This window comes from Paracoccus sp. S3-43 (genome assembly GCF_029027965.1).
Lineage (GTDB): Bacteria > Pseudomonadota > Alphaproteobacteria > Rhodobacterales > Rhodobacteraceae > Paracoccus.
The window spans coordinates 2,777,944-2,788,629 of sequence record NZ_CP119082.1 but is presented as its reverse complement, the minus strand read 5'-3'; the positions used below and the strand labels follow the sequence as shown (position 1 = coordinate 2,788,629).

Genomic DNA, 10,686 nt, shown 5'->3' with positions numbered 1-10,686 from the left:
CACTCCAGGTCGGTCAGTCCAGGTCGGGGAAGAACCTGTCCGAGGGCGTGAAGATCTCGCAGCCCGTCGCCGTGACGCCGATGGAATGCTCGAACTGCGCCGACAGCGACTTGTCGCGGGTCACGGCGGTCCAGTCGTCGGCCAGCACCTTGGTTTCCGGGCGGCCCAGATTGATCATCGGCTCGATGGTGAAGAACATGCCTTCCTCCAGCACCGGGCCTTTGCCGGGGCGGCCGAAATGCAGCACGTTCGGCGGCGCGTGGAAGACCCGGCCCAGCCCGTGGCCGCAGAAGTCGCGCACCACCGACATGCCGCGCCCTTCGGCATAGGACTGGATCGCCGCGCCGATATCGCCGAAGGTGGCGCCGGGGCGCACGGCCTCGATCCCCTTCATCAGCGCGTCATGCGTGACTTGGATCAGCCGCTTGGCCTTGATCGGGGCCTTGCCCGCGACATACATGCGGCTGCTGTCGCCATACCAGCCGTCGACGATCACCGTCACGTCGATGTTCAGGATGTCGCCATTGGCCAGCACCTTGTCGCCCGGAATGCCGTGGCAGACGACATGGTTCACGCTGATGCAGCTGGCATGTTCATAGCCGCGATAGCCGATGGTGGCGGATGTCGCCCCCAGTTCCGTCACGCGGCGGGTGATGAAATCGTCAAGCGCGCCGGTGGTGACGCCGGGCCGGACCAGCGGCCCCACCTCGTCCAGGATCTGCGACGCCACGGCCCCGGCCTTGTGCATTCCCGCAAAATCCTCGCGCGCGTGGATGCGGATGCCTTCCTTGGTGATATGGCTCTGGTCCATCGGTGATCCTTTCGTCTGGCGGCATAGATAGACCCGGATGATCCCTTGTTCCAGCCCCGCGCGTGCGCATAGATGCAGGCAAGCACAGGTTTCAGGGGACGGAACGATGCAATCCGACAATCCGACGGCGGCGATCCTGGTGATCGGGGACGAAATCCTGTCGGGCCGCACGCGCGAGGGCAATGCCCATCACCTGGCGCAGGTGCTGTCCGCGACCGGCTTCGACCTGCGCGAAATCCGCGTCGTGGCCGACGATCACGACCGCATCGTCGCGGCGATCCGCGCCCTGGACGGCAGCCTGGGCGGGGATTACGACCTGCTGTTCACCTCGGGCGGGATCGGGCCGACCCATGACGACATCACCGCCGATGCCGTGGCCGACGCCCATGGCACCACGGTCGAGATCAACCCCGACGCGCGCGCCATCCTGCAAGCCCGCTGCGACCGCCTGGGGTATGAGCTGACCGAGAATCGCTTGCGCATGGCGCGCATCCCGGTGGGGGCCAGGCTGATCGACAACGCCGTATCCGGCGCGCCGGGTTTTTCCATCGGCAACACCCATGTGATGGCGGGCGTGCCCGAGGTGTTCCGGGGCATGGTGGACTGGCTGATCCCGCGCCTGTCCGGCGGGCGCCCTGTCCGGTCCGAAAGCGTCGAGGTGCGGCGCGGCGAAAGCGACGTGGCAGAGGATCTGAAGGCCGTGGCGGGCGACTATCCCGACCTGTCGCTGGGATCCTATCCCTTCCAGGACCAGACCGGCTGGGGCACGAACCTGGTGGTGCGCGGCCTTGACGCGGATCGCGTCGCCCAGGCGATGGCGGCGCTGAAAGACCGGCTGGGCCTGTGATGGACGCCGCCCTGGCCCAGGCGTTCGAGCGGACCTGGCCCGCCGCCGATCACGCGGATGCCGGGGGGTTCCGGGTGGGCCGGGGCCTGGGGGCGGGCGGCCGGGTCAGTTCCGCGCGCGCCGTGGGCGCATGGTCGCCCGAGGACTTCGCCGGGGTCGAGGCGATCCATCGCGGCTGGGGCCAGCAGCCGATGTTCCGCGTCCCGGACGGCGACGCTGCCCTGGCCGAGGCCCTGGCCGCTGCCGGATACCGGCGCGAATCCCCGACCGCGATCATGCAGGCGCCGGTCGCCGCGCTGACCGGCGATCCCATCCCGCCGGTGACCGCCTTCGCGATCTGGCCGCCGCTGGCCATTCAGCGCGACATCTGGGCGGCGGGAAACATCGACCCGGCGCGGCAGGCGGTGATGGACCGGGTGGCGGGGCCAAAGACCGCGATCCTGGGGCGCATGGACGACCGTGCGGCGGGGGCGGCCTTCGCCGCGATCCACGGCGAGGTGGCCATGGTCCACGCCGTCGAGGTTCTGCCCGCCTTTCGCCGCCGGGGCATGGCGGGCTGGATGGTGCGCCAGGCGGCGATCTGGGCCGCCGGACAGGGCGCGACGCGGATCGGCCTGGCCGTCAGCCGGGGCAATGCGGGCGCATGGGCGACCTGGAACCGGCTGGGCTTTGCCGAGGCCGCCGGTTACGCCTATTACGCCCTCGCGCCCTGAGGGCCGAGCTTATTCCACCTGGCCCGGCACCGTCGCCTCCTCGGGCTTTTCGATCCTGTGCTTGAGGTCGTCCAGGCGTTCCACGGCGCTGCGGGCATACTCGCCGATCCAGCGGTCATGGATGCGCTTGATCGGGATCGCGTCCAGATGGTTCCAGCGCTGCCGCCCGACGCGGCGGACCACGACGATCCCCGCACCCTCCAGCACCCCAAGATGCTGCATGACGGCGCAGCGGCCGATGTCGGTCAGGGTCGCCGCCAACTCGCCCGTGGTCTGCGGCCGGTCGCGCAGCGCGTCCATGATCCGCCGCCGCACCGGCGCCGCAAGCGCCCGAAAAACCTTGTCGTCGTCATCCATATCTGACATGTTATATTTCTATAACATGATTCGAGGCCTGGCAAGGCAAGGATGGCATCATGGAACTGAGATTCGAGGTGAGCGCGCGCATCGCTCGGCCGGTGGCCGAGGTGTTCGAGGCGGTCGCGGACCCGGCGAAGCTTTCGGGCTATTTCACCACCGGCGGCGCCCAGGGGCGGCTTGAGACGGGGGCGACCGTGACCTGGGACTTCCACGATTTTCCGGGCGCCTTTCCGGTCAAGGTGGTCGAGGTGCAGCCGGAACGCAGCATCGTGCTGGAATGGGAGGCGTCGGACAGCCGCCCCGGCGCGCCCCGCATGACCCGCGTCACCATGCGCTTCGAACCGCTGGACGGCGGGACGCGCACCCTTGTCTCGATCGCCGAGGAAGGCTTCAGCCAGACCGAGGCCGGTCTGAAGGCAAGCTATGGTAACTGCATGGGATGGTCCCAGATGCTTGCCGCGCTGAAGGCGTATCTCGAATACGGCCTGAACCTGCGCGAGGGCATGTATAAGTGACTGCCCGACAGGTCACAGCGCCGCGCGGAGGCTGGCGGCGATCAGGCCCGGCACCTCGGGCGCAAGGCCGATGGGGGGCAGGCGCGGGCCGGTGAAGCCCGCCCGGTCCAGGGCCGTGGGCAGGTCGTCCAGGACGTGATCCGCCCGCAGCGCGAACAGCGGCAGGCTGACCGCGCGGCTCAGCCCGCGCGCGGCATCGGCGATGAAGGGTTCCTGTTCGACAAAGCCGGTGACGACGCGGGCGACATGCGGGGCGACGGTTTCCGCAAGCGCGGTGGTGATGGCGAAGGACGCCTGCGACCGCTGCGATCCATGCGCCGTCAGCAGCAGCGTCGTGTCCCGCGGCGCCCAGCCCTGGGTCGCGGCCGCCCTTTGGGCTTGGGCCACGATCAGGCCGGGCAGGGCGGGATCGGTGCCGAAGGGGCGCAGCACCCGCGCGCGCCCCGCGCCCGCCTGGGCAAGCCGCCGGGGCAGTTCGGTGCGGGTGAACCAGCCCTCGGCCATGAACATCGGATAGATCAGGCTGTCGTCCTCGGCCACCGCCGCCAGCGCGCCGGGCATCGCCAGCGTCGCGCCCGCGACCGGGCAGCCGGGATCGCAGGCGGCGACCTGGGCGGCCAGAGCCTCGATGGCCCGCTGCTGCGGGCCGGGATCGCCGGGCTGACCGTGGGAGACGATGACCGCCCGCATCAGTCGCGGAAATATCGGGCGAAAGCCTCGGGCATGGGGAATTCCCGCAGCGCGCGGGCGCGGCCTTCGGGCGACATCTTGGCGGCGGTCTTTTCGATGATGCGCGGCATCTTCTCGTCCGGCTGCTCGGCCATGAAATCGCCCAGATACCAGCGGATGAAGGTGAAGCAGATCACGTCCTCCAGCGCCTGCACCTGATCGTCGCGCTTGAGGCCCTGCTTGGTCAGCATCTTGCGGGCCTGGGCGATGTCGTCCTGCTCGTAGCCCGCATCGGCCATGATCCCGGCAATGCGCTCGGCATGGCGGCGGCCCTGTTCCTGGCGCCATTGCAGATAGCCCGCCCGGTCCATCGGATAGGCGTCGCGCGGCAGCAGCCAGCGTTCGATATGCTGGCCCCGGCAGGCGATCCGCAGCGCGTCCGGGGCGTCGGGGAACAGCCGCTGCTGCTGTTCCGTCATCCGCTGGCCGTAGAGCAGGTTGGCGGGCTTGCCGTCCTCAAGGTTCGGATCCCGGGCATTGGCGGCGTCGATGGCTTGGAAGGCATGGTCCAGTCGGGTTGTCATGGGCGCGTCCTTTTTGCCGCAGTTTCACCCGCTGGCGGTCCCGCCCGCAAGCCGCTAGATGAGGGGCATGAGTGGATGGGGCGAATATCTGGCCGCCTGGGCCTGTTTTCTGGGCGCGCACCTGATTCCGGCGCTGCCCGGCCCGCGCGGCTGGCTGGTGGCGCGGCTGGGGCGGCGCGGCTATCTGGTGGCCTTCAGCCTGCTGTCGATCGGGCTTCTGTCCTGGTTGATCCTGGCGGCAGGACGCGCGCCCCATGTCCATCTGTGGGACCAGCCCCTGTGGAGCCGCTGGCTGGTCAATATCGCCATGCCGCTGGCGATTCTGGTCGCCGTCCTGGCGGTCGGCTTGTCGGGGCTGATCGTGGCCTTTACCTTGTGGGCGGGCGCGCATCTGGTCGCGAACGGCGATCTGGCCCATGCGATCCTCTTCGGCGGGATGCTGGTCTTTGCGCTGTCTGGCGTGGCGCGGTCGGGGTTGCCGGGGGTGTTCCGGGTGACCTGGCAGCGGCTGGTGCTGGCGGTTCTGATCTGGGCGGCGCTGCTGCATCTGCATCCGCTGCTGATCGGCGTGTCGCCGCTGCCTGCCTGACGGCAGGCGAAGGCCGGGGGCGCTTCGCCCCCCGGACCCCCCGAGGATATTTCTGCCAAAGTGAAATCAGGTCAGGCGGAAGCCCTCGGGGATGGAGGCATGGCCGTCCAGGATCAGGTCGGCCATCGCCTGGGCGATCTTCGGGGCCATGCCGAAGCCGATCTTGAAGCCGCCATTAGCGACGAAATGGCCGGGGCGGCCCGGCCACGGTCCCAGAATCGGGGCGCGGCTTTGCGCGCGGGGGCGGACGCCCGCCCAGCGGTCGATCACCGGGGCGTCGCGAAGCTGCGGGCAGATCGCGCGGGCCTGGGCGATCAACGCCTCGATCCGGTCGTCGGGGTCCAGGTGGTCATAGTCGTTTTCCGAGGTCGAGCCGATCGCCACCGTGCCGTCCGCATGGGGCACGACATGCAGGCCGTCGGCGAAGACCTGCGGCGCGTCGGGGGCGGCGTGGCGCAGCAGCGCCGACTGGCCCTTGACGCCCTTGCCGATGGGGCGGCCGAGGTCGCGGGACAGATCCGCCAGGCCCGGCGTGCCGGTCGCCCAGATAACCGGGCCGATGAGGGGGCCGGGCTGCTGGCCTTCGATGATCTCTCCGCCGCGGGTGCGGATCGCGGCGGCCAGCGCCGCGCCCGCCGCGCGGGGGGACAGGCGCGCGGTCAATCCGTCGAACAGCCACAGGCCCGAGGGGCTGTCGGGGATCAGGCCGCCCGCCGGGGTGTCGGTCAGACGCATCGCGCAGTCCTGGGGCCAGCGGGCGGCGGCGGCGATGCGGTCTTGCAGGCGGTCGGCGGCGGCGACGGGTTGCAGGCGGCCGGTGCGGGCGTAGCCGCTGGGCAGGCCGGAGGCGGCCTCGACCCCCGACCAGAAGGCCGGGGCCATCAGCAGGCTGTCCAGCTGGAATTGTTTCTTGGGGTTCCAGTTTTCCGGCGCATGGGGGGCCAGGGCGCCGACATGGCCGCCCGAGGATCCGGCGCCGATCCGCGCGGCCTCGAACAGGCGGACGGGGGCGCCGCGCCGGGTCATCTCCCAGGCGCAGGTCAGGCCGAAGATGCCGCCGCCGATGATCGTGACGCTTGTCAAGGCCCCTGCCTTTCCCCTAGCTGCCGTCATGAGCGCGTTACCCGATCCCGACCCCGCCCGCCACCCGCAGCTTGACTGGCGCGACGGCGGCGTGCCGGTTTCCACCCGCTTCGACGATCCCTATTTCAGCCTTGCGGGCGGGCTGGCCGAGACCCGGCACGTCTTCCTGGACGGCAACGGCCTGCCCGCGCGGCTGCGGCCTGGGTTCCATGTGGCGGAACTGGGCTTCGGGACCGGGCTGAACTGCCTGGCCCTGGCGCAGGTGGCGGCGGTGCCGGTGGTGATGACCAGTTTCGAGGGCTGGCCGATGTCCCTTGCGCAACTGGAACAGGCCCATGCGGCCTTCCCGGAACTGGCCGATCCGGCGGCGCAACTGCGCGCGGGCTGGGGCCGAGAGGTGATCCGCGTGGGGCAGGTGGAACTGCATCTGCGGATCGGCGACGTGGCGCTGACCCTGCCCGGCTGGGACGGGCGGGCCGATGCCTGGTTCCTCGACGGCTTTTCGCCCGCCAAGAACCCCGAGATGTGGTGCGACGAGATCATGGTCCATGTCGGGCGCTGCACGGCGCCGGGGGGCAGCTTCGCCACCTATACGGCGGCGGGCGGGGTGCGGCGCGCCCTGGCCCAGGCCGGGTTCCGGGTCGAGCGCCGCCCCGGCTTCGGCCGCAAGCGGCACATGAGCGCCGGCGTGAAACCCTAGCGCCCGACCGGCGGGATGCGGGTCGGAGCATAGACGGCCTCGGGGTGGGGCGGGTGGCCGTGGGTGCGCGCCCAGAACCCCGGACCGCCCAGCCGCAGGAAGCGGGGCAGGGCCAGCAGCGCCCCGGCCAGAAACCCCCCGGCATGGGCCCAATAGGCGGTCCCGCCCTGATCGCCGGGCGAGGACGAGCCGCCGAAGATCTGGATCGCCAGCCAGACGCCCAGAACGATCCAGGCGGGCAAGGTGAAGACCTTGAAGAAGACGATGAAGATCGCGACGGTATCGACCCGCGCGCGGGGAAACAGCAGCAGATAGCCGCCCATCACCCCGGCGATCGCCCCCGATGCGCCGACCATCGGAATGGGCGACAGCGGCTCGGCCAGGGTCTGCGCCGCAGCCGCCGCGAGGCCCGCGATCAGGTAGAAGGCCAGAAAGCCCATATGGCCCAGCTGTTCCTCCATGTTGTCGCCGAAAACCCACAGGAACAGCATGTTGCCCGCAAGATGCAGAATCCCGCCATGCAGGAACATATGCGTCAGAAGGCCCCACAGCAGCTCGCCATGCGTCACCGCCAGCGGATAGAGCGCCAGCCGCGTCCACAGCCATTCGCCGCCCTGCACCGCCGGCAGGGTCAGCAGGAACATCGCGATATTGGCGGCGATCAGCGCATAGGTGATCCGCGGGCTTTGCTGCGACGGATTGTGGTCGCGGATCGGGAACACCGGGTCAGCGTCCGGCCGCGATCAGGCCGATTCGTTCCTTGCCCTCGGGGTCGGTCAGGGCGATGCCCTCCGCCGTGCCGCGCGCGGCGGTGACGCTGCCCAGGGCGGTGGCGAAGCGCGTCTCGGCCAGGTTGCGGTCGGTCTCGACGCAGGCCATGCGGGTCATCACCATGCCGCTGACGGCCATCGCCCCGCCGCTTTCGGTCAACTGGCCGCTGTAGCGGTTGCAGGGCGCGCGGCCGCTGACGCGTCCGTCCTCGCCCACTTCCAGCGTGACGCCTGCGGGGGCGGGGGCGCCGTCGATGCGGGCGACGGTGAAGCTGCCGCCGGGCCGCAGCAGGGCGACCGACCGTTCGCCCGCGTCCTGGCAGGCGGCAAGGCTGGCGATGACGGCAAGACCGGCGATCGTTCGGGCGGGGGGCATCGGGAACCTCCTTGGTTGGGGCAAGCATCGCCCGGCCCGTCGCCGGACGCAAGCCGGGCCTGTTCGGCGCCCTGCCGCTGCGCTAGCATCGCGCGAACCGAAGGGGGATTCCGATGACCAGCATGACCGACCGCAAGAACGCCGCCATTTCCCGTGGCGTGGGCATGACGACGCAGATCTATGCCGACCGCGCCGAGAATGCCGAGATCTGGGACAAGGACGGCAACCGCTATATCGACTTTGCGGCGGGCATCGCGGTGGTGAACACCGGCCACCGCCATCCCCGCGTGATCGAGGCCGTGCGCGCGCAGCTGGACCGTTTCACCCATACCTGCCACCAGGTCGTTCCCTACGAAAACTATGTCGCCCTGGCGGAACGCCTGAACGCGCTTGTCCCCGGCGATTTCGAGAGAAAGACCATCTTCGCCACCACCGGGGCCGAGGCGGTGGAAAACGCCGTCAAGATCGCCCGCCATTACACCGGCCGCCCCGGCATCGTCAGCTTCGCGGGCGGTTTCCATGGGCGGACCTTCATGGGCATGGCGCTGACCGGCAAGGTCCAGCCCTACAAGGCGGGCTTCGGGCCGATGATGCCCGATGTCTGGCACCTGCCCTTCCCGAACCCGCTGCACGGCGTTTCCAAGGAGGACGCGCTGAAGGCCCTGCAACAGCTGTTCAAGGCCGATCTGGAACCCGCCCGCGTCGCCGCGATCATCGTCGAGCCGGTCCAGGGCGAGGGCGGCTTCTACGAGGTGCCGCAGGGCTTCATGGCGGAACTGCGCGCGCTGTGCGATCATCACGGGATGCTGCTGATCGCGGACGAGGTGCAGACCGGCTTCGCCCGCACCGGCAAGCTGTTCGCGATGGAGCATCACGGCGTCGCCGCCGATCTGGTGACCATGGCCAAGGGCCTGGGCGGGGGCCTGCCGATCAGCGCGGTGACGGGCCGGGCCGAGGTGATGGACAGCCCCGATCCCGGCGGCCTGGGCGGCACCTATGCGGGCAACCCGCTGGGCGTCGCCGCCGCCCATGCCGTGCTGGACGTGATCGAGGACGAGGGGCTGTGCGACCGCGCCACCCGCCTGGGCCAGCGGCTGAAGCAGCGGCTGGCCGCCGCGCGCGACCAGATCCCGCAGATCGCCGACATTCGCGGCCCCGGCTTCATGAACGCGGTCGAATTCACCCTGCCGGGCACCGACAGCCCCAATCCCGACTTCACCAACCGCGTCCGGGAAGAGGCGTTGAAGCGCGGGCTGATCCTGCTGACCTGCGGGGTCTATGGCAACGTGGTCCGGTTCCTCGCGCCGCTGACGATCCCGGACGCGGTGTTCGAGGAAGCCCTGGACATCCTGGACGAAAGCCTGCTGGCGGCGCGGGGATAATCACCCGGCCAGCGTCATCGCCGCCCCCGCGCCAGCCGCCAGCAGCACGACTGCCCAGGACGGGGCCTTCCAGACGATCAGCGCCAGGAAGCAGGTCAGGGCCAAGGCGAAATCGGCCCGGCCGCCGATCGCGCTGACGAAGACCGGATCATAGAGCGCCAGCCCCAGGATCCCCACAACCGCCGCATTGGCGCCTGCCATCGCCGCCTGCGCGCCCGGTTGCCGGCGCAGCCGGTCCCAGAAGGGCAGGGCGGCGGTCAGGATCAGGAAGCCCGGCAGGAACAGCGCCAGAAGCGCGATCGCCGCGCCGGCGATGCCGTTGGGCGGAACGGCCATCAGCGCGCCCAGCCAGGCCGCGAAGGTGAACAGCGGGCCGGGAACCGCCTGCGCCAGCCCGTATCCGGCCAGGAAGGCGTCGGGACCGATCCAGCCTGTCGCGACCGTCCCGGCCTCCAGCAGCGGCAGGACGACATGGCCGCCGCCGAAGACCAGCGATCCGGCGCGGAAGAAGCTCTCGGCCAGGGCGAATCCCTGGCTCCAGGGCGCCAGCAGCGGCAGGACGGCCAGCAGGATCGCGAAGACGATCAGCGCCGCCAGCCCCGTCCGCCGCGAGACTCGGGTCGCGAAGGCCGCCGGGGCAGGGGCGTCGGGCGCGCGGCACAGGACCAGCCCCGCCGCCGCGCCTGCGGCGATGGCGCCCATCATGCCCACCGATCCCGGCAGCAGGATCAGCACCAGGACCGCCGCCAGGGCGATGCCCGCCCGCGTCCGGTCGGGGCAGAGGCTGCGCGCCATGCCCCAGACGGCCTGGGCGACGATGGCGACGGCCACGATCTTCAGCCCGTGGATGACGCCCGCCGCGGCCTCGCCGCCGCCCAGGCCCAGCCCGGTCAGCGCCAGCCCCGCCAGCAGCAGCGCCGAGGGCAGGGTGAAGCCCAGGAATGCCGCCGCCGCCCCCGCCCAGCCCGCGCGCATCAGCCCCAGGGCGAAGCCCACTTGGCTGGAGGCCGGTCCGGGCAGGAACTGGCACAGCGCCACCAGATCGCCATAGGCGGCGTCCGACAGCCATTGCCGCCTGACCACGAATTCGTCGCGGAAATAGCCCAGATGGGCCACCGGCCCCCCGAAGGATGTCAGGCCCAGCTTCAGGAACACCAGGAAAACCTGGATCGGCGTGCTGCGGGCGGGCATGGCTGGTTTCCCCTGATCGGCGGCATCGCGGGTTTCTTGCACGGGCGGGAGCGGCAGGGCAATGGGGCGCGCCGGAACAAGCAGGGACATTTTCGC

The 10,686-nt window shown here is 70.5% G+C and carries 14 protein-coding genes; 6 read left to right on the top strand and 8 right to left on the bottom strand.

From position 1 onward, the window contains the following. Positions 1–13: 13 nt before the first annotated feature. Positions 14–811, bottom strand: a complete 798-nt coding sequence (gene map / locus PXD02_RS14420) for a type I methionyl aminopeptidase (RefSeq protein ID WP_275104526.1) — start codon at positions 809–811, stop codon at positions 14–16. 106 nt (positions 812–917) lie between these two features. On the opposite strand from map, the gene PXD02_RS14415 reads away from it, so the two are divergent. Continuing rightward, entirely contained in the window at positions 918–1,658 is a 741-nt protein-coding gene (locus PXD02_RS14415) for a competence/damage-inducible protein A (protein ID WP_275104525.1), read from the top strand. After that, on the top strand, positions 1,658–2,371 hold the full coding sequence (locus tag PXD02_RS14410) for a GNAT family N-acetyltransferase (RefSeq protein WP_275104524.1): 714 nt from the start codon (positions 1,658–1,660) through the stop codon (positions 2,369–2,371). The genes PXD02_RS14415 and PXD02_RS14410 overlap by 1 nt, the downstream gene beginning before the upstream one ends. A 9-nt stretch (positions 2,372–2,380) precedes the next feature. On the opposite strand, the gene PXD02_RS14405 is transcribed toward PXD02_RS14410, so the two are convergent. Then, the gene (locus PXD02_RS14405; RefSeq protein ID WP_275104523.1) at positions 2,381–2,737 is read right to left on the bottom strand and encodes an ArsR/SmtB family transcription factor; all 357 of its coding nucleotides are present in this window, start codon (positions 2,735–2,737) and stop codon (positions 2,381–2,383) included. Positions 2,738–2,787: 50 nt separating this feature from the next. On the opposite strand from PXD02_RS14405, the gene PXD02_RS14400 reads away from it, so the two are divergent. Beyond that, positions 2,788–3,246, top strand: coding sequence for an SRPBCC family protein (locus PXD02_RS14400; protein ID WP_275104522.1), 459 nt, complete (start codon positions 2,788–2,790; stop codon positions 3,244–3,246). 12 nt (positions 3,247–3,258) lie between these two features. On the opposite strand, the gene PXD02_RS14395 is transcribed toward PXD02_RS14400, so the two are convergent. Further along, positions 3,259–3,936: a sirohydrochlorin chelatase gene (locus tag PXD02_RS14395; protein WP_275104521.1), complete on the bottom strand. Its 678-nt coding sequence runs from the start codon at positions 3,934–3,936 to the stop codon at positions 3,259–3,261. Beyond that, positions 3,936–4,499, bottom strand: coding sequence for a DUF4202 domain-containing protein (locus PXD02_RS14390; RefSeq protein ID WP_275104520.1), 564 nt, complete (start codon positions 4,497–4,499; stop codon positions 3,936–3,938). Before PXD02_RS14390 ends, PXD02_RS14395 begins: the two co-directional genes overlap by 1 nt. A gap of 67 nt (positions 4,500–4,566) precedes the next feature. On the opposite strand from PXD02_RS14390, the gene PXD02_RS14385 reads away from it, so the two are divergent. Next, positions 4,567–5,088, top strand: a complete 522-nt coding sequence (locus PXD02_RS14385) for an NnrU family protein (protein WP_275104519.1) — start codon at positions 4,567–4,569, stop codon at positions 5,086–5,088. Positions 5,089–5,154: 66 nt separating this feature from the next. Here PXD02_RS14385 and PXD02_RS14380 read toward each other — a convergent pair whose 3' ends face one another. Beyond that, positions 5,155–6,201 carry an NAD(P)/FAD-dependent oxidoreductase gene (locus PXD02_RS14380; RefSeq protein ID WP_473092030.1) on the bottom strand — a complete coding sequence of 349 codons (1,047 nt, stop codon included), beginning with the start codon at positions 6,199–6,201 and terminating at the stop codon, positions 5,155–5,157. On the opposite strand from PXD02_RS14380, the gene mnmC2 reads away from it, so the two are divergent. After that, positions 6,200–6,871: a tRNA (5-methylaminomethyl-2-thiouridine)(34)-methyltransferase MnmC2 gene (mnmC2, locus tag PXD02_RS14375; protein WP_275106443.1), complete on the top strand. Its 672-nt coding sequence runs from the start codon at positions 6,200–6,202 to the stop codon at positions 6,869–6,871. The two genes, PXD02_RS14380 and mnmC2, sit on opposite strands and share 2 nt — an antisense overlap. Here mnmC2 and PXD02_RS14370 read toward each other — a convergent pair. After that, a complete protein-coding gene (locus PXD02_RS14370) occupies positions 6,868–7,593 on the bottom strand; it encodes a rhomboid family intramembrane serine protease (protein ID WP_275104518.1) in 726 nt (241 codons plus the stop codon). The two genes, mnmC2 and PXD02_RS14370, sit on opposite strands and share 4 nt — an antisense overlap. 4 nt (positions 7,594–7,597) lie before the next feature. Further along, on the bottom strand, positions 7,598–8,017 hold the full coding sequence (locus PXD02_RS14365) for an META domain-containing protein (protein WP_275104517.1): 420 nt from the start codon (positions 8,015–8,017) through the stop codon (positions 7,598–7,600). A gap of 113 nt (positions 8,018–8,130) precedes the next feature. Here PXD02_RS14365 and PXD02_RS14360 point away from each other — a divergent pair, with 113 nt between their 5' ends. Further along, complete coding sequence (locus PXD02_RS14360; RefSeq protein WP_275104516.1) at positions 8,131–9,399, top strand: 4-aminobutyrate--2-oxoglutarate transaminase; 1,269 nt, start codon at positions 8,131–8,133, stop codon at positions 9,397–9,399. On the opposite strand, the gene chrA is transcribed toward PXD02_RS14360, so the two are convergent. After that, positions 9,400–10,590 (bottom strand): chromate efflux transporter, encoded by a 1,191-nt coding sequence (gene chrA / locus PXD02_RS14355; RefSeq protein ID WP_275104515.1) that lies wholly within the window; start codon positions 10,588–10,590, stop codon positions 9,400–9,402. Positions 10,591–10,686 lie beyond the last annotated feature (96 nt).